Annotated in this window: 21 protein-coding genes and 1 tRNA gene; 18 read left to right on the plus strand and 4 right to left on the minus strand. The window is 54.5% G+C overall.

Features of this window, described 5'->3' with window-relative positions; translation table 11 throughout:
* From tolR to arfB, 18 genes are all read left to right on the plus strand, one after another.
* Nucleotides 1–465: a protein TolR gene (gene tolR / locus ACIPY9_RS16290; protein WP_400703262.1), complete on the plus strand. Its 465-nt coding sequence runs from the start codon at nucleotides 1–3 to the stop codon at nucleotides 463–465.
* Nucleotides 465–1,520 (plus strand): cell envelope integrity protein TolA, encoded by a 1,056-nt coding sequence (tolA, locus tag ACIPY9_RS16295; protein ID WP_400703265.1) that lies wholly within the window; start codon nucleotides 465–467, stop codon nucleotides 1,518–1,520. Before tolR ends, tolA begins: the two co-directional genes overlap by 1 nt.
* A complete protein-coding gene (gene tolB / locus ACIPY9_RS16300; RefSeq protein ID WP_400703268.1) occupies nucleotides 1,517–2,818 on the plus strand; it encodes a Tol-Pal system beta propeller repeat protein TolB in 1,302 nt (433 codons plus the stop codon). The genes tolA and tolB overlap by 4 nt, the downstream gene beginning before the upstream one ends.
* 52 nt (nucleotides 2,819–2,870) lie before the next feature.
* The gene (pal, locus tag ACIPY9_RS16305) at nucleotides 2,871–3,368 is read left to right on the plus strand and encodes a peptidoglycan-associated lipoprotein Pal (protein ID WP_004879156.1); all 498 of its coding nucleotides are present in this window, start codon (nucleotides 2,871–2,873) and stop codon (nucleotides 3,366–3,368) included.
* Between the two features lie 6 nt (nucleotides 3,369–3,374).
* The gene (gene ybgF, locus ACIPY9_RS16310) at nucleotides 3,375–4,190 is read left to right on the plus strand and encodes a tol-pal system protein YbgF (protein ID WP_400703272.1); all 816 of its coding nucleotides are present in this window, start codon (nucleotides 3,375–3,377) and stop codon (nucleotides 4,188–4,190) included.
* 171 nt (nucleotides 4,191–4,361) lie between these two features.
* Nucleotides 4,362–5,009, plus strand: coding sequence for a 7-carboxy-7-deazaguanine synthase QueE (gene queE, locus ACIPY9_RS16315; protein WP_400703275.1), 648 nt, complete (start codon nucleotides 4,362–4,364; stop codon nucleotides 5,007–5,009).
* Between the two features lie 16 nt (nucleotides 5,010–5,025).
* Nucleotides 5,026–5,700, plus strand: coding sequence for a 7-cyano-7-deazaguanine synthase QueC (gene queC, locus ACIPY9_RS16320; RefSeq protein ID WP_400703278.1), 675 nt, complete (start codon nucleotides 5,026–5,028; stop codon nucleotides 5,698–5,700).
* Nucleotides 5,701–5,763: 63 nt separating this feature from the next.
* Nucleotides 5,764–5,839: transfer RNA gene (locus tag ACIPY9_RS16325), tRNA-Lys, on the plus strand.
* A 413-nt stretch (nucleotides 5,840–6,252) separates the two neighbouring features.
* On the plus strand, nucleotides 6,253–6,972 hold the full coding sequence (locus ACIPY9_RS16330; RefSeq protein WP_400703281.1) for an HAD family hydrolase: 720 nt from the start codon (nucleotides 6,253–6,255) through the stop codon (nucleotides 6,970–6,972).
* Nucleotides 6,973–7,143: 171 nt separating this feature from the next.
* Nucleotides 7,144–8,223 carry a transaldolase family protein gene (locus tag ACIPY9_RS16335; RefSeq protein ID WP_400703284.1) on the plus strand — a complete coding sequence of 360 codons (1,080 nt, stop codon included), beginning with the start codon at nucleotides 7,144–7,146 and terminating at the stop codon, nucleotides 8,221–8,223.
* On the plus strand, nucleotides 8,220–8,948 hold the full coding sequence (locus ACIPY9_RS16340; protein WP_400703287.1) for a sulfotransferase family protein: 729 nt from the start codon (nucleotides 8,220–8,222) through the stop codon (nucleotides 8,946–8,948). Before ACIPY9_RS16335 ends, ACIPY9_RS16340 begins: the two co-directional genes overlap by 4 nt.
* Before the next feature lie 15 nt (nucleotides 8,949–8,963).
* Nucleotides 8,964–9,689 carry an SDR family NAD(P)-dependent oxidoreductase gene (locus tag ACIPY9_RS16345; protein ID WP_400703290.1) on the plus strand — a complete coding sequence of 242 codons (726 nt, stop codon included), beginning with the start codon at nucleotides 8,964–8,966 and terminating at the stop codon, nucleotides 9,687–9,689.
* On the plus strand, nucleotides 9,686–10,822 hold the full coding sequence (locus ACIPY9_RS16350; RefSeq protein ID WP_400703293.1) for a hypothetical protein: 1,137 nt from the start codon (nucleotides 9,686–9,688) through the stop codon (nucleotides 10,820–10,822). Before ACIPY9_RS16345 ends, ACIPY9_RS16350 begins: the two co-directional genes overlap by 4 nt.
* A 9-nt stretch (nucleotides 10,823–10,831) precedes the next feature.
* Entirely contained in the window at nucleotides 10,832–11,602 is a 771-nt protein-coding gene (locus ACIPY9_RS16355; protein ID WP_400703296.1) for a class I SAM-dependent methyltransferase, read from the plus strand.
* Between the two features lie 20 nt (nucleotides 11,603–11,622).
* Nucleotides 11,623–12,825, plus strand: coding sequence for a nitrate/nitrite transporter (locus ACIPY9_RS16360; protein ID WP_400703299.1), 1,203 nt, complete (start codon nucleotides 11,623–11,625; stop codon nucleotides 12,823–12,825).
* An 8-nt stretch (nucleotides 12,826–12,833) separates the two neighbouring features.
* Nucleotides 12,834–13,481 (plus strand): adenylyl-sulfate kinase, encoded by a 648-nt coding sequence (cysC, locus tag ACIPY9_RS16365; RefSeq protein ID WP_400703302.1) that lies wholly within the window; start codon nucleotides 12,834–12,836, stop codon nucleotides 13,479–13,481.
* A 49-nt stretch (nucleotides 13,482–13,530) separates the two neighbouring features.
* Nucleotides 13,531–14,175 carry a CGNR zinc finger domain-containing protein gene (locus ACIPY9_RS16370; protein WP_400703305.1) on the plus strand — a complete coding sequence of 215 codons (645 nt, stop codon included), beginning with the start codon at nucleotides 13,531–13,533 and terminating at the stop codon, nucleotides 14,173–14,175.
* A gap of 217 nt (nucleotides 14,176–14,392) precedes the next feature.
* Nucleotides 14,393–14,806 (plus strand): alternative ribosome rescue aminoacyl-tRNA hydrolase ArfB, encoded by a 414-nt coding sequence (gene arfB, locus ACIPY9_RS16375; RefSeq protein WP_400703308.1) that lies wholly within the window; start codon nucleotides 14,393–14,395, stop codon nucleotides 14,804–14,806.
* A gap of 6 nt (nucleotides 14,807–14,812) precedes the next feature.
* Here arfB and ACIPY9_RS16380 read toward each other — a convergent pair whose 3' ends face one another.
* The 4 genes from ACIPY9_RS16380 to phhA form a co-directional block, all read right to left on the minus strand.
* Nucleotides 14,813–16,024 (minus strand): MFS transporter, encoded by a 1,212-nt coding sequence (locus ACIPY9_RS16380; protein ID WP_400703311.1) that lies wholly within the window; start codon nucleotides 16,022–16,024, stop codon nucleotides 14,813–14,815.
* A 150-nt stretch (nucleotides 16,025–16,174) separates the two neighbouring features.
* On the minus strand, nucleotides 16,175–16,354 hold the full coding sequence (locus ACIPY9_RS16385; RefSeq protein ID WP_400703314.1) for a hypothetical protein: 180 nt from the start codon (nucleotides 16,352–16,354) through the stop codon (nucleotides 16,175–16,177).
* A 401-nt stretch (nucleotides 16,355–16,755) separates the two neighbouring features.
* Entirely contained in the window at nucleotides 16,756–17,112 is a 357-nt protein-coding gene (locus ACIPY9_RS16390) for a 4a-hydroxytetrahydrobiopterin dehydratase (RefSeq protein WP_400703317.1), read from the minus strand.
* A 15-nt stretch (nucleotides 17,113–17,127) separates the two neighbouring features.
* Nucleotides 17,128–17,931 (minus strand): phenylalanine 4-monooxygenase, encoded by an 804-nt coding sequence (gene phhA / locus ACIPY9_RS16395; protein WP_400703320.1) that lies wholly within the window; start codon nucleotides 17,929–17,931, stop codon nucleotides 17,128–17,130.
* Between the last annotated feature and the right edge of the window lie 64 nt (nucleotides 17,932–17,995).

The following is a 17,995-nucleotide window of genomic DNA, read 5'->3' on the forward strand; positions in this document are numbered from 1 at the left end:
ATGGCTTTAATCGCTCGAGATCGTCGCAGAAAACGCAAGCAGGTCGCCGAAATGAACGTAGTGCCCTACATCGACGTGATGTTGGTGCTGCTCGTCATCTTCATGGTGACCGCTCCCATGATCAACCAGGGCGTGAAGGTCGACTTGCCCAAGGTCTCCAGCGAGGCTTTGCCGCAAGACAACAACAATCAGGTCCTGACCATTTCGATCAAGGCTGACAAGACCTATTACTGGAACCTTGGCAGCGAAGTCGATACCGACAAGCAGATGGACAAGGCAATGACCCTGCCGCAACTGACCGCGGCCGTGACCAAGATCGTCGCTGCCGGTCGTGATGCCGGCAAGCAGACGCAGGTCTTCATTCGTGGTGACAAGTCCGTTGACTACGGTTCTGTCATGGGCACGATGGGTGGACTGCAGAAGGCTGGGGTAGGAAACGTTGGTTTGATTACTGAGGCCCCCTGATGCAGCCGATTCGAGAGCCGTCTGCCTCGGAAAGCTACTTCTGGCCCTCCGTCTGGGCTGTGGCACTGCATATCCTGATTTTTGGCATGCTTTTCGTCAGTTTTGCCATGACTCCCGAGTTGCCGGAGGCCAAACCTGTCGTTCAGGCTACGCTTTATCAGCTCAAGTCCAAGAGTCAGGCGACCACCCAGACCAACCAGAAGATTGCGGGCGAGGCAAAGAAGACCGCTGCACGACAGACTGAAGTCGAGCAGTTGGAACAGAAGAAGATCGAGCAGCAGAAGCAGGAAGCTGTAAAGGCTGCGGAACAAAAGAAAGAAGAGGCTGCTCAAAAAGCCGAAGAACAGAAGGCCGCCGAAGAGGCTAAAAAAGCCGAGCAGAAAGCCGAGGAGGCCCGGAAGGCTGACGAAGCCAAGAAAGCTGCCGATGCGAAAAAGGCCGAAGAGAAACAGTTGGCGGATATAGCCAAGAAGAAAGCCGAAGAAGACGCGAAGAAGAAAGCCGAGGAAGACGCCAAAAAGGCCGCCGCCGAGGAAGCCAAGAAACAGGCTGCCGATGAAGCGAAGAAAAAGGCGGCTGAAGAGGCGAAGAAAAAGGCTGCCGAGGACGCCAAGAAGAAAGCGGCTGCCGATGCGGCTGCGAAGAAGGCGCAGGAAGCGGCTCGCAAGTCTGCCGAGGATAAAAAGGCTCAGGCTCTGGCTGATCTGCTGTCCGATAAAACGGAACGGCAACAGGCGCTGGCCGATGAAGTCGGTGACCAGACTGCGGGTAATTTCGACGACCTGATTCGTCTGCGTGCGTCCGAAGGTTGGGCTCGCCCACCGTCTGCGCGCAAGGGTATGGCAGTGGTGCTGCAGATCGGTATGTTGCCGGACGGTACAGTGACTTCGGTGACTGTTTCCAAGTCCAGTGGTGACGGGCCGTTCGACAGTTCGGCAGTGGCAGCGGTCAAGAATATTGGTCGTTTGACAGAAATGCAGGGTTTGAAGCCAGCGGACTTCGCGCCCTATCGTTCATTCAAGATGACATTCACACCTGAGGATCTAGCCTTGTGATTAACCTTCTTCGAGGACTGCTTTTGGTTCTTTGCTGTGCGGCGGGATTAGCCGTCGCAGAAGAAAAGAACATCATGGTCACCAGCGGAAGTGACCGCGCCACTCCGATTGCTGTCGTGCCTTTTGGCTGGCAGGGCGGCAATGTGCTGCCGGAAGACATGGCGGATATCGTGAGCAATGACCTGCGCAACTCGGGTTATTACTCACCCATTCCAAGACAGAACATGATCAGCCTGCCGACCCAGGCCAGCGAAATCATCTTCCGTGACTGGAAAGCCCTGAGCGCGCAATACGTCATGGTGGGCAACATCGTCCCGGCGGGCGGTCGTCTGCAGATCCAGTACGCATTGTTCAACGTGGCCACCGAACAACAGGTTCTGGCTGGTAGCGTATCGGGTACCAATGACCAGTTGCGGGACATGGCGCACTACATCGCCGACCAGTCGTTCGAGAAACTGACCGGCATCAAGGGCGCTTTCTCCACCCGCATGCTGTACGTGACGGCCGAGCGCTTCTCGGAAAGCAACACCCGTTACACCCTGCAACGCTCGGACTACGACGGTGCCCGTGCGGTCACGCTGTTGCAATCGCGCGAGCCGATCCTGTCGCCACGCTTTGCTCCCGATGGCAAGCGTATCGCCTATGTCTCGTTCGAGCAGAAGCGTCCGCGTATCTTTGTCCAGCATATCGATACCGGCCGTCGTGAGCAGATCACCAACTTCGAAGGTCTCAACGGTGCGCCTGCATGGTCGCCCGATGGCAGCAAGCTGGCGTTCGTACTGTCCAAGGACGGTAACCCTGAGGTCTACATGATCAATCTGGCTTCCCGTCAGTTGACTCGCGTGACCAACGATTCGTCCATCGATACCGAACCTTTCTTCGGCAAGGACGGATCTACGCTATATTTCACGTCGGACCGTGGCGGCAAGCCACAGATCTACAAGACGAACATCAATGGCGGTGGTGCCGAACGTGTAACGTTCGTGGGTAACTACAATGCCAACCCGAAATTGTCAGCGGATGAAAAGACGCTGGTAATGATTCACCGGCAGGACGGCTTCACCAATTTCAAGGTGGCAGTGCAGGATTTGGCTCGCGGAAGTGTAAAAATCCTCACAGATAGCAACCTTGATGAGTCGCCTACTGTTGCGCCCAACGGCACCATGGTAATCTACGCCACCCGCCAGCAGGGCCGGGGAGTCTTGATGCTCGTGTCCATTAACGGACGCGTAAGGCTCCCGCTTCCTACCGCTCAAGGCGAAGTCAGAGAACCTTCCTGGTCCCCTTACCTGAACTGACGCGGCGCTACACGATTTGCTTAACACACTGGGGTTCATTAGGAGTTTCAAGATGGAAATGTTGAAGTTTGGTAAGTTTGCTGCGCTGGCTCTGGCCATGGCTGTAGCTGTTGGTTGCTCGTCCAAAGGCGGCGATAACGCTGGCGCTGGCGCTGTTGACCCTAACGCTGGCTACGGTGCCAACACTGGCGCTGTTGACGGCAGCCTGAGCGAAGAAGCAGCTCTGCGCGCAATCACCACCTTCTACTTCGAATACGACAGTTCGGATCTGAAGCCAGAAGCAATGCGCTCCCTGGACGTGCATGCCAAGGACCTGAAAGCAAACGGCGCTCGCGTCGTTCTGGAAGGCAACACCGACGAGCGTGGTACTCGTGAGTACAACATGGCTCTGGGCGAGCGTCGTGCGAAAGCCGTTCAACGCTACCTGGTTCTGCAAGGCGTTTCCCCAGCTCAGCTGGAACTGGTTTCCTACGGTGAAGAGCGTCCAGTTGCTACCGGCAACGACGAGCAATCCTGGGCTCAAAACCGTCGCGTCGAACTGCGTAAGTAATTTGACATGCGAACGTGCCGACGTGCTCTAACCGTTTTGGCCCTCACCCTCCCGCTTTCAGCGTGGGGTGCGGTTCCTGTGGTCGATGACAATTCTGGCTCTGGCAGCAGCAGTTATCCGCCAGCGGGTTATGGCACGTCCGGCGCCTATGCCGGGGGAGGGGTTTCGGCCCCGACCTCGGCAAACGGTCAGCTGTTCATGCAACTGCAGCAAATGCAGGAAGAAATCGCGCGTTTGCGTGGTCTTCTTGAGGTCCAGCAAAACGATATTCAGCGCATGAAGCAGGAAGCGCTGGAGCGTTATCAGGATCTCGACTCGCGTATCTCCAGTGGCGCAGCCGCTGCAGCTACCAATAATTCCCAACCCTCTGGCGGCGCCATCGACGCCGGCGGGACGCCTTCGGCCCCTGCGGCCCAGGCTCCGGCAGCAGGCACAGAGCCCGCTGATCCGGCGAAGGAAAAGCTTTACTACGAAGCTGCCTTCGATTTGATCAAGGCCAAGGATTTCGATAAAGCCAGTCAGGCATTTACCGCTTTCCTGCGCAAATACCCGAACAGCTCGTATGCGGGCAATGCCCAATACTGGCTGGGCGAAGTCAATCTGGCCAAAGGCGACCTTCAGGGTGCAGGCCAGGCCTTCGCCAAGGTGAGTCAGTTGTACCCGAAGCACGCCAAGGTGCCTGATTCCCTTTACAAGCTGGCTGATGTCGAGCGCCGTCTGGGTCACTCCGACAAGGTCAAGGGCATTCTTCAGCAGGTGGTTTCCCAGTATCCGGGGACTTCCGCTGCGCAATTGGCACAACGGGATCTTCAGCGTCTCTGATGCGTTGACCCGAGATTCAAGAAAGCCGCGCTTGTCGCGGCTTTTTTCGTTAGAATTTCGCACCCGAAATTCCGGTAATTATTACGCTTCGCTGGATTCTGCGATTGCAGGGTGCTTTGAAGTGCCTGACGGAGGCGGACGGCCTGTTTAGCTGTTACGCCCGTGGCTGATATGCAAGACACATTACGCATCACCGAAATATTTTACTCGTTGCAGGGTGAAACCCGTACGGCTGGGCTGCCCACCGTATTCGTGCGTCTCACCGGCTGCCCCTTGCGTTGCCAGTATTGTGACAGTGCCTATGCGTTCAGCGGTGGCAAGATCCATACGCTGGATGACATCCTTGAGCAGGTGGCTGCTTATCGCCCACGCTATGTCTGCGTAACCGGTGGTGAGCCGCTGGCTCAGCCCAACGCCATTCCATTGCTTGAGCGTCTGTGTGACGCGGGCTACGAGGTATCGCTGGAAACCAGTGGTGCCCTGGACATATCGGCCGTCGATCCTCGTGTCAGCCGTGTGGTCGATCTCAAGACCCCGGGCTCGAAGGAGGTGGCGCGTAACCGCTATGAAAACATGGAGCTGCTCACGCCCAACGATCAGGTCAAGTTTGTGATCTGTTCCAGGGATGACTATGACTGGGCGGTTTCCAAGCTGATTCAATACAGCCTGGACAAGCGAGCTGGCGAAGTGCTTTTCTCGGCCAGCCACCATGAGCTGAAAGGGCGTGACCTGGCGGACTGGATCGTTGCCGACAACCTTCCTGTCCGTCTGCAAATGCAGTTGCACAAAATTCTTTGGGATGACGAGCCGGGGCGCTGAAATGAGTGAATTGACCATGACCGAGAAACGAGCCGTAATCCTGCTGTCCGGCGGCCTTGATTCAGCCACGGTAGTGGCAATGGCCCGTGCAGAAGGCTATGCCTGCTACACCATGAGTTTTGACTATGGCCAGCGCCATCGTGCCGAGCTGAACGCTGCTGCGCGTGTCGCACGCGATCTGGGGGCTGTCGAGCACAAGGTCATTGGCCTCAATCTCAACGGCATCGGTGGCTCGGCATTGACCGACAGCTCCATTGCGGTCCCTGAGGCGCCCTCTGAGGGGATTCCGGTCACCTATGTGCCCGCGCGCAATACCGTGTTCCTGTCCCTCGCTCTGGGCTGGGCAGAGGTGCTTGAAGCGCGTGACATCTTTATCGGCGTCAATGCCGTGGATTATTCGGGTTATCCGGATTGTCGCCCTGAGTTTGTCGAGTCGTTCGAGCGTATGGCCAACCTGGCGACCAAGGCGGGTGTCGAGGGCCAGGGCTTCACGATCCGTGCCCCGCTGCAAAACCTCAGCAAATCCGACATCGTCAAGGCGGGCGTGGCTCTGGGGGTCGATTACGCGCTGACCGTTTCATGCTATCAGGCCGACGATGATGGCCGTGCATGCGGCAAATGCGACAGCTGCCGCCTGCGTGCAGAAGGCTTCGCAGCGGCCGGTGTAGAAGACCCGACACGTTATTTTTAATTTTTTTACAGAAAGGTGTTGAATTACTCATAGAAATCAGTAATATACGCGCCAAGCAACAGAGGGTCGTTAGCTCAGTTGGTAGAGCAGTTGGCTTTTAACCAATTGGTCGTAGGTTCGAATCCTACACGACCCACCATCTTATAGAGAAAGCCGGAACATCCTGAACAAGGATTTCCGGCTTTTTTGCATTCAGCGTTTTTGATATGTAGCTCCTGAAACAGCGTTTGAGAGGCTGTCTGCATGACGTGTCCGTTGGCACTGGTGCGTCGCTGAGAGAGTGATATCTATTTGATGTTATTCACTCATCTTGAGCCCTGTAACGGCTGCTTTTCACTCTGTCCCTGCCTTTGCCGATGACATCTCCCTACGCGTTGAGCCAGAGCGTTTTTCTTGCCGATTGAGTATTGTTTTTTATCGCGAAAATGGATTTATGGTTATAAATATATTCCTATTAATTATATTAAATCCGCTTAAAATGGTTTGACAGGTTTTGTACGCGTGTGCGACTCTCGGGTCATTGTCAATTTAGACGTCATACCGGGAATGCCTATGAATGAATTGGCAATCAAGAAAAATAACACCATCCATGAAGCCATATCCGAAAAAATCAAGCCTCCAAAACTGATTATCTTTGACTGTGATGGAGTGCTTGTTCAGAGCGAAGAAATAACACTTACGTTATTGGCATCCATGCTGAATGATCGATTGCGTGTGTTGTTGAATGTTTCTGAATACTTTGATGTCGTTGAATTTGTGAGCCGATACCGTGGTCGCAAGATTGGCGATTGTTTATTGGAGGTGGAGCGCATAACCGGTCTTCGGTTGGATAGCTGTTTTGAACGTCAGTATAGGGAGAGATCGTTTGAGGCGCTGAACTTACATCTCAAGGCTACTGATGGAATAATTGAAGTTCTTCAAGGATTGAACACCCCATACTGTGTGGCCTCTAGTGCGCCCAGAAAAAAGATTGAACACTGTCTTAAATTGACGGAACTGTTTTCTTATTTTGAAGGTCGCATTTTCAGTTGTTATGAGTTGGGTGCCTGGAAACCGGATCCGCGAGTATTCTTGACGGCCTGTGAGCACTACAACATAAAAACCAACGAGGCGCTTGTTATCGAGGACAGTCTGTCCGGGATACAGGCAGCTATCGCGGCAAATATCAAGGTCCTGGGTTTTGGTCCTGTGGATCGACATTTGATGCTGGCCAATGCTGGCGCTCTGCCCTTTTCTAATATGCGTGAATTGCCAGGGATGTTGCACTGGTAAGATAACAATTAGGGAGGCTGTGTTTTGAGCTATATAGGATATATAGAAAGACTACAGGCAAACGACCATGTTTCAGAGGTGTGGTGGGATTCCTCTCCAATAATATACCCCTCGCATAAACGAAAGCTTCTTGAAAAATACCCTTCGGTTCGGGCTCATATTGAACAGCTGATGCCTGATAATTTTTCTGTTCCAGGTAAGGGTTTAAGCAGCGTCACGACCAACCCGCGTCTGGTGGCAGCGGCAATTTTACAGAAAAAGGATTACTGGATTTCACGCTTCGATGCATCGGATCTGGCACCCCGTGCATTACAGAAGAGCCTCTGCAATCTTGTCATCAGTGAGGGGGCTGCAACCCTGACCAGGTTGTGGAATCACTCCGAGCAGGTCAACGGCTGGATTTCCGCTCAAGTAGACCCTGTCGATGTGCGTTGTGCCGACCGAATGACTGCGCGTGGGCTTGAGCTTCACGAGCTGGCCGGAAATGTCATGGTCAAGGTGCCTGGCAGTCCGGAAGGGCTGGCAGCCGTACAGAATCTTGTTGCTTGTGGCTGTTCGATCAATATCACTTTCTGTTTTACGGTTTCACAGTTCCAGGCCGGGATCAGTGCGATTGAACGGGGCAGGGCCATGGCCCTTGAAAATGGTATTGAAACGTCTCATTGCAAATACGTCATCACGTTCATGATCGGGCGTTTTTCCTGTCAGCCTGAATTGTCTCTGCAGGCGTCAGAAAGAAATATCGATCTGAGCGATGAGGACAAGCGTTGGGCCGAACTCATGATCTATCAGGAGATTCAGACGCTTGTCCGTGCTTCCTCGGCAAGGATCAAGACACTGCTCTCCAGCATCAAGATAGATGTCGACGAATACGGGCGAAAACACTCCTGGCATCTGGAGAAAACCGGTCAGTATCAAACCTGCTACACATTGACCCCTGATGTTGTCGAGTTTCTTATTGAGCGTGAAAGCCACGGTCATCCTGTATCGCCTGGTGCAGAAGTTATTCAGCCCCCGCCTTCAACTGTCAGCAAACTCATGCAGATCCCTTACTTTACCGATGCCTTTCGTGTCGGCGGTATTGAACCGTATGATTTCTGCAATCATGAAGCTTTTATCAATACCTGTAATGAAGCAAGTATGGCTTATCGCCGTCTTGTCGATTACTGCACCCGATTAAGCCCGATACAAAACAGTTTTGAACCCACCCTCAATTCGGTCATGGCCGCAGAATATGGAGTGGCACTATGAATAGGATGGTTGGACTTTGGGCGCATCCTCGTTCCCGATCAACTGTGCTGGAGCGTGTATTCATTGAACGCAAGGACTTCGAGGTGTTTCACGAGCCTTTTGCACACATGGCCTTTACTCCCTCGTCTTCCATTCCTTCCGATGACTGGGATGATCAGTTTCCACATACTTATGAAGGCATAAAAGAGGTCCTTGTCGAAGCCACGAAAACGCGCAACGTTTTTCATAAGGACATGTGTTATCACTGTGTTGAAGATTTAAAGAAGGATGAGGCTTTTCTTTCTCAACAAACCAATATCTTTCTGATAAGAGAACCGGTGCGCAGCATTCTCTCTCACCATGCTGTTTTTCCTGATATGCCTTTGGAAGCGATAGGCCACAAGGCGATGTATGAAATTTTCTGCACGGTGACCAAGCTGACCGGACATATTCCTTATGTCATCAATGCCGATCATTTGGCCCGCGATCCTGAAACAGTGATACGGAAACTCTGTGAGTTTCTCGGCATTGAGCACATGCCTCAGGCCATGTCCTGGAAGCGTGAGTGTCCTTCGCAATGGAAGACCTGGCGAAGTTGGCACACCGCAGCCGAGCAGAGTGAACAGATCGTGGGTTCGCCAGAACCGGACATCGATATGCAGGCCTTCAATCAGAACTCGAAACTCAAGGCGTTGCATGAATATCACCGCCCTTTCTATGAGCGCATGAACGCATTTTGCCAATAAGGATAAGGAGTCTCCATGAAGAAGATCATTATTACGGGAGCTGCTAACGGTATTGGTCGGGCCACCGTCGAAAAATCCATCGAGCAGGGTTACTTTGTGATTGCCGTCGACAAGGACGCTGTCGGGCTGGCATCGCTACAGAAGGCCTATGGCCCCGATGCACTTGAAGTCCATCATGCCGATTTCTCGGACCCCCGCACGATCAAAGGCTTTATTCCTGCGTTGTACGAGCGCCATTCGACAATTTATGCCTTGATCAATAACGCGGGCCTTTATCACGGCAAGAGTGTTTATCTCTATTCCGATGAAGAGATAGAGGAGATCATGAATGTCAACGTCAAGGCGCTGATCTACCTCTCCAAGGATTTTGCCGAGCGAGAAATGAAGCACGAAGCACCGCGGTGCATCGTCAATATTTCCTCGGTTGCCGGAGAGGTCGGAAGTTGTGATGCTCTTTATGGTGCCACCAAGGCAGCTGTCATCGGCCTGACCAAGGCGAATGCCTGGAACTTTGCGCCTTTTGTCCGGGTGAACGCTGTCTCACCTGCACTGATCCATGACACGGCCATCTACGACACGATTCCTGCCTATCGGCGTGACGAGTATGCACGCCAGGAGATTCTCAAGGACCCGATCCGGCCTGGTGGAGTCGCAGACGTCATATTGCTGTTCATCTCCGAAGCCACCCGGCATATCACGGGCAAGGTCATTCCCGTCGATAACGGAGCCTACCCACGATGAAAAACCTGCCTGAAAAAAAGAAGTTGATGTTGGTCGGGGCCGGGAATCTGTGTTTGCAGATTCTGAAAATACTGGCTCCCCGGAATAACTTTCAATTTGTTGTCGTTGGACGGCAGGAAGAACCAACGGTCCGTTTCTGTAATCTGGTCGCGTTGTCGGCGGCTCAGTTGGGAGCCTACATCTCGATTGAGCCTGTCGTTGCAGATGTGATGGATGTGGACAGGATGACCGATGTCCTGAAAAAACATAATCCTGACATTGTCATGAACTGTGCGTCGCTGCAGTCGTGGCGGATTATCACTCAGTTGCCGAAGCATCGATTCGAAGAGCTGGACAAGGCACAGTTTGGCCCCTGGTTGCCGATGCATCTCACGTTGATGCACAGCCTGATGCGGGCGGTAAAGGCTTCGGGAGTGGTGACTAAAACCGTCAATGCCGCCTTTCCCGATGCCGTGAATCCTATCTTGAGCAAGGTCGGGCTGGCACCGGACCTGGGGATCGGAAACGTAGCCAATCTGATTCCGGCTACTCGTTTATCCATTGCCCGCCTGCTGGAACAACCGCCGGAAGAGGTGAGTGTCAGTCTGTATACCCAGCATTATTTCAGTCATTACGTGCCCCGCGGTGGCCTGCCTCGAGAGGCACATTACAAGTTGTTGTATAGCGTCAGGGGAGAACCCCAGTCCGACCGGTTATTGCCTGCCGCTATTTTCGATACGGTCAGAACGGAGTTCCGTCGGCTGGGTGGGATCGACGGCCAATACCTGACAGCCTGTTCTGCCGTGACAGTCCTCGAGGGTCTGTTCTCTGCAACACCTGTGGTTGTGCACGCGCCGGGGCCTTTGGGATTGCCCGGTGGCTACCCGGTCAAGTTGCATGACGGGCAAGTGGAGGTGCAATTCTCGCCCTCCTGTACCCGTCAGGAGGCAATAGAGATCAATAGCCTGTGCCAACGTCAGGATGGGATCGATGAGATCCACGACGATGGTTCAGTGACGTTCAATCCTGCCTGCATGTCGATTTTCGGAAAGCTCCTGGGCTACTCGAAAAGGCACATGTCACTTTCACAGTCCGAAGCGTTTTCAAAAGAACTGGCCAGCCATTATGCGGCGTTCAGAAACTCTAACGGGTAGGAGACAGTTATGAATCAATACCTCGTTCAACATCCTCAGACCGTTGAAGATTATGCCTCGCAATATTCATCCGACTTCGTTAGTCGTTGGGATGAGTTAATTGACTGGGATTTGAGAAAAGAAGGCGAGAACGGTTTTTTCGAGAACCTGCTCAAGCGCGCAGGAGCGCGAAGGGTCATCGATGTTTCCACTGGAAGCGGTTTTCATTCCGTGCAACTGAAAAAGGCCGGTCTGAACGTCGTTGCAACCGATGGCAGCCCTACCATGCTGACCAAGGCCAGGCATAACTTCCAGAAGCATGGCCTGGACATCGAAACCCATCATCTGGACTGGCTGGCGCTGGACCCTTCGGTTCTCGGTACCTTCGACGCGCTTGTCTGTCTGGGAAGCTCCTTGTGCCATGTGTTTGAAGAAATCGATCGCTTGAAAGTGCTGGCCAACTTCAAGGCCTTGCTCAAGCCCGGCGGCCTGCTGGTGGTCGATCAACGAAACTTCTTTGCCATTTGTGCCGGTCGGTACAAGTCGAGCGGCCAGTACTATTACTGCGGTGGCAATGCTTCGGTGACCCTGGGCGAAGTCAATTCTGAACTCTGTGAGTTCATATATACCTTTGAGGATGACGAACGTTATTCGCTCAAGGTGTATCCGTTATTGCCCGAGCAATTGAAGTCTGAACTTAACGCTTCAGGGTTCTCCTATCGGGATATGTACGGCGATTTCAAACGCCCTTTCGATATGTTGAGTGCAGATTTCGTTATCCATACGGCGGTGGCTCTATGAAAGGTGAAGCGATAGGCACGATGGCTCACTCTCCTGTCCGGGCAATGGACAGCGCCATTCTGGCCGTGGTGTTGACGGGGTTTGTGGCAAGTACCTACGGCTTTGGTGTGTACCTGTTTGCAAACCTTGTGGTGGACATGCGAAGAGATATCGGCTTCGACTACACCACCGTGGGGATTATCACAGGCGGCGCACAAATCGGGTTTCTGGTGTTTTCATCGGTCACCAGTTACATCAGCCGTTTCTTTGAAGGCTGGAAGATCAGTCTTGTTTCTACCGTTATAACGACCCTGGCCTTGCTGGGCTTGAGCGTGAGCAATGATATCTGGTTGTCCGGCGGCTTACTGATTCTGCTGGGGGGATGTTCGGCTTCGGTCTATATCCCGTTGGCTGAAATCGTGACCAAGGGGTTCAGTCCCGGTAATCGCTCCAGGGTCATGGGATTGATTTCCAGTGGCACCAGCTACGGTGTGTTCATTAACGGGCTGCTGGTTTCATTCCTGACGTTACATGGTGGCTGGCGCTCCATCTGGCTGACCGCCGGGCTCATTTCTCTGGCGCTGTGTTTCATCGCATTTTTTCTGTTGCGCAACATGGGGGGCGAGCCCTCCGTCGATGTACAGAAGCAGAGCGCTGCGCAGCCGGTTGCGGAGGGATCGTGGCTCAGCAAATCGCTCTATTCGATCTGGGCCATTGCATTCTTGAATGGGGTTACGCTTCTGCCGTTTCAAACATATCTGGCTCCTTATCTTCGGGACGAACTGGGTGTTTCGGTCGCCACGACCGGCTTCATCTGGACCACGATCGGTGCCGTTGGCATGGCATCCGGTTTTCTGGTCGGCTGGATCGCCGATAAAGTGGGCGTACGCACAGCGCTGTTGATGTGTTTCTTCAGTGCCGGTCTGGCCAGCCTTCTGGTGTTTGCTTTCAGTGACGTTGCCGTGTTTTACGTGTCGGCATTCCTCTTCGCGCTGGCGTTCTACCCCATCTTTGGCCTTGTTCCGAGTTATATCGGGCAAATTGTTCCTGTCAGCCGCCTGACCCAGGCCTTCGGGATTGCCAATGTGCTCATCGGCCTGGGCGGTGTGTGCGGTAACTTCCTCGGGGGGCTGTCCAAGGACATGACGGGCTCTTTTTCCTCGGTCTATATCGCGGTGTCGCTGCTGTTGTTCCTGCAGTTCGCGATGGTGTTCATCCTGCGTAAAAGCAAAGCATCTGAGTGAGAGCGATCATGAGCTATTTCCCTATCCCCGGAAGTCAGAATCTCCATGGTTTTGCGTTCAGCTACCTGAGGCCTGAACATCCACAGATGAAACAAAAGCCGCTGGTGATCTGGATGACGGGCATCTCGGCTTCCGGCAAGTCGACTATCGCCGATGCACTGGCGGTTGAGTTGAGAGCAGCAGGCCGTTTTACCTACATCATCGATGGCGACTCGGTCAGAAACGGTCTGTGCAAGGACCTCGGGTTCACAGACTCCGACAGAGACGAAAATATACGCCGTGTGGCAGAGGTGGCCCGTTTGATGGCGGAGTCTGGCCTGATTGTCATTGTGGCGCTGATATCACCTTCCGTTGCAAGCAGGCACTATGCCCGCTCCATTATCGGGACCGACCGTTTCGTGGAAGTCTATGTCGATGCTCCGCTGGATACGGCGGAGTCGAGAGATCCCAAGGGATTGTACAAGAAAGCCCGGGCGGGGTTGATCCAGAACTTCACCGCCATTGATTCCGGCTACGATGTGCCTGTCTTCCCGGAGATTCATCTGAAGACCCACGAGCTGTCGATCGAGCAGTCAGTCCAGCAGGTGCATACCTGGATTTCCAGTGCCCAGACAGATTTTACTGATTCGGACAGCGTACGCCCTGCATCCGGGTAAAAGAGGTTATCCTCCCCTGACCGCATAATCGGCAGTTGGGGGAGGGTGGATGTCACACGCATTCAGTGCTGTAAAAATGATTCGCCTGATCGGCGGGGCTGTGGTGTTGGACTTCATCAATACCTGTAACGGCCGCCGTCCGAATTCGTCCCTGGATGCACCACAGGACAGGCTCAATAGCTTCCAGTTCTTTTTTGAGTGGGCGTTACATGCCTCATTGATCACCCATGCCGAATACGAGGCATACAAATCCTCCATTCTGGATTCGGTGTTTCCGTTCCAGCCGTGCCTGAAATCGGTCGTGGATTTTCGTGAAAGCCTGTTCCGGATCTTCTACGCCTTGTCACAAGAACAACCCGTGACCCCGGAGGTGTTGCAACCACTCAATGATGCACTCGAACGAGGCAATGCCTGGCGGGTGTTGACGGTCAAGAACGGTTTGCCGGCATGGGGCTGGAAGCACTGCTCGACGGTTGATGAACTGGCCACGATGCTGGTGGGGCGTCTGGCGGTTCAGGCCGAAAGCCTGTTGACTGGCCCTGACCTGCAACACCTGAAATGCTGTTCTTCGCTGGAGTGTGACTGGCTGTTTCTGGACAGCTCCAAAAACAAACAGCGCCGATGGTGCCAGATGAGTGTGTGTGGAAGCCGGGAGAAACTCAACCGGCTGAAACACGCTGGCGGTGCTCTGTAAGAGGCTTTGTTTTCTTGCCCTCGTTTCCAGCAAATGCCTCATTGTTGGATATGCATGAAGAACTCACCCTTGTACGTCGGCAATCGAGATGCCTGTCCGTGCTATCAATGTTTCGCAAGCCTTCATGAATGAGTTTATGTGTTCGGTCGTCAGCTCTTGCGATGGCAGGATGTCCTGATAAGCGCGATCCGATTCTGCAACTTTCCATGAGAGCCCGATGTTAATCATCTCCAATAACGTCCATTTACCTGACTCGGAAATCGAGTGGACGGCCATTCGTGCCCAGGGCGCGGGTGGGCAGAACGTCAACAAGGTGTCGAGTGCGGTTCATTTGCGCTTCGATATCAACGCCTCGTCGCTGCCGCCGTTCTACAAGGAGCGGCTGCTGGCGCTGCGTGATCATCGCATTACCGGTGAGGGTGTGATTGTGATCAAGGCGCAGCAGTACCGTACGCAGGAGCAGAACCGGGCCGATGCGTTGTTGCGTTTGAGTGAGTTGATCGTCAGCGCCGGCAAGGTCGAAAAAAAGCGCCGGCCGACCAAGCCGACGCTGGGGTCCAGAACGCGGCGCCTGGATGCCAAGAGCAAGCGGGGTTCGATCAAGGCCGGGCGGGGAAAAGTCGATTTTTGAGCAAGCTCACTGGTTTCTCTGCTCGCGCATGACCTGCGCCTGTCTGTATAGATAGATGCTCAAGGCCAGGCCGCTCATAGAGGCAAGGGCCGCAAAGAGGAAGATCGAGACAAAACCGAATCCGGCCGCAATGGCGCCGGCCAGCGGGCCGGTAATCCCCAGTGACAGATCGACGAACAGCGAAAAGGCGCCGACGGCCGCGCCACGGCTGGATGCGGGGACCAGGTTCACGGCTTCCACGCCCAGTGCAGGAAATACCAGAGAAAAGCCAAAGCCGCTCAAGGCTGCGCCAGCCAGGGCAAGGCCGGGCGTCGGTGCAAGCCAGAGCAACAACAGCCCCAGACTTTCCACCGAGAGGCAGGCAATCGCCACTCGAAAGCCGCCCAGACGATTGATGAGGTTGCCGAACAGCAGGCGGGCAATGATGAAGCAGGCACCGAACAGGCTCAGGCACAAAACCGCATTGGGCCAGTTGTTGCTGGCGTAATACAGGGTGATGAAGGTTGCGATGGTGCCGAAGCCAATGGCGCCCAGGGCCAGGCCCATACCGTGTGGGAAAACCATCTTCAGCACATGGGTAAAGGGCAGGCGTTCGCCATGTACGATGGGCGCAGCCGGCTTTTTCAAGGTCAACACAAGCCCGATCACGCTGAGGGCAATGATGCTGCCTCCCATGGTCCAGAGGCCCAGTGACTTGACCAGCCACACACCCAGAGGTGCGCCGATTGCCAGAGCGCCATAATTGGCGATGCCGTTCCAGGAGATGACCTTTGCAGTGTTAGAGGCTCCGACACGGCCGATGCCCCAACCGATCGCACCTGATCCCACGAGGCTTTCTGCGCTGCCCAGAAGAATACGGCCAATGAACAGACTGACCAGGCTCGCGACGGGCCATCCCGGCATGGCAATCGGCAGCAACATGAAGATGCCACTGAGACCGCACCCCGCCAGGCCGTATTGCACGGCTTTCTTGCTGCCCAGGTTATCGATGACGCGGCCAGCCCATGGCCTGCTGACGAGTGTTGCCAGGTACTGAATGCTGATGACCAGGCCGGCTGCAACGGCGCCAAACCCAAGGTCGGTGTGCACATAGCCCGGCAGGACGGCGAGGGGGATACCGATATTCAGGTAACCGATGAAGGTGAAGAAAACGATGGAAACGACCTGCAAGGTGACCTTGAGAGGCGCTTGCGGGGCAGCATTGTGTGTCTGGGGCATGGGGAGCGGTCCATTCTGGCGACGGATTGACGAGAGGCTGGATGATGAAATCGGCGCAGGCAAAATCCTTAGCAAGCTCTCGAAGTCGCCATCATAGCGATCCAGGGGGATCTACAGGGGATAAAAGCAAAATAAAGCGCAGGGCAGTGGCTATCCGTGAGTCGGGGTCACGAGCTGCGTGGTGATCAGGGCCGCCAGTGCGTTTTCCTGGGTGCCGAAGCGTGCGAGCAGGGCGCTCTGTTTTTCCGGGCTGAGGCGTGCCCACATCTCGATCATTTTCTCGGCGGCTCCTATAAGCGCCTTGGCCTCGTTTTCGGTGAAATCAGTCATGGACCTGCTTTTATGTGTCGGTGGTTTCTCAGGCGTATTGAAACCCGGAACGACCGGCTTTCGATACGCCTGAAAACAATCGCCTTCAGTCTTTACGTCGGGCTTTCTGGCTGGCTTCAGCCGAGGAGGCTGCTTTCATTGCGGCAGTCTGGCCAAGTTCCTGTTGGGCCAGTGGAGACTGCTTGGGTTCCTGTTGACTTGGGAAGGGGAAGTTTGGAATTTCATGCATCGTCGTCACCTCGCAAGGATTTGCAGATTGAACCGTGCTTTAAAAAGCTTCCGCAGGATACAGCACTGAAAATGACAATCCGGATATTTTTTGCAATTTACCGCTCAACGGACGAAACAAAAACGGCTTTTCAGTGTCTTGCAAACGGTTGCCGGGATGTCCCTGCAAGGCATCATTTACGCCCTTCGGCGCTCCTGGCCACTTCATCGGTGCGTGCGGCCATGATGAAGTCATTGCGATGCAGCCCCTTGATCGAATGGCTCCACCAGGTCACGGTCACTTTGCCCCATTCGGTCAACAGGCCTGGGTGATGACCTTCCGCTTCGGCGATGTCACCCACTGCATTGGTGAAGGCCAGCGCAAATCTGAAGTTCTTGAAGAGAAAGACCTTCTCCAGCTGCATCACACTGTCGCGGACTTCAATGTTCCAGTCGGGGATCTGTTTGATCAGATCGGCCAGTTCGGCCTCGCTGACCTGCGGGGCATCGGCGCGGCAGGCTTCGCAGTGGGCTTGATTGAGGGATGACATGCCAGGACTCCTTGTTCAGGCCGCGTGGTTTCGGGTGGGCGGCCGTGGCTCGAATTTAGGGGAATGCAATCCCAACTGCATGGCGTGTCCGACCAGCCCCATGATGTCTTCATGGGCGAGATCGAACAGGCGCTTGAGGTTGGGCAGTACGAAATATAAAGGTTGCAGGATGTCGATGCGATAAGGCGTGCGCATGGCTTCCAGTGGATCGAACACCTGATGCTCCGGAACACTGGACAGGCTGTAGACCGCTTCCTTGGGCGAGGACAGGATGCCGCCGCCGTAGATCCTGCGTCCCTGCGGTGTATCCACCAGCCCGAATTCGATGGTCATCCAGTACAGGCGCGCCAGATAGATCCGTTGCTCCTTGCTCGCATTCAGGCCCAGCTTGCCGTAGGTGTGGGTGAACTCGGCGAACCAGGGATTGGTCAGCAACGGGCAGTGACCGAATATTTCGTGAAAGATGTCGGGTTCTTGCAGGTAGTCCAGTTCTTCTTCGGTGCGGATGAAGGTCGCCACGGGAAAGCGCTTGCTGGCCAGCAACTCGAAAAAGGTCTGGAAGGGAATCAGGGCCGGAACCCGTTCAACCTGCCAGCCGGTGGCGGCGGCCAGCACCTTGTTGATGTCGCCCAGTTGCGGAATGCGATCGTGAGGCAGGGCCAGCTGTTCGATACCGTCCAGGTACTCCTGACAGGCGCGGTCCTGGATCACCGTCATCTGACGAGTGATCAAGGTGTTCCAGACCGCGTGTTCGGCAGGCGGATAATCGATGAAACCGCTGGCGTCGGGTTCACGGGCCACATACGGCGTCTGGCTCATGTTGACCTCTTCACTGTAATAATTGTTCTTACAGGTTAGCCTGATAACTGAAACAGCGACGTCC

Source organism: Pseudomonas sp. NPDC089734 (genome assembly GCF_044748865.1).
In the GTDB taxonomy this organism is placed as follows: Bacteria; Pseudomonadota; Gammaproteobacteria; order Pseudomonadales; family Pseudomonadaceae; genus Aquipseudomonas.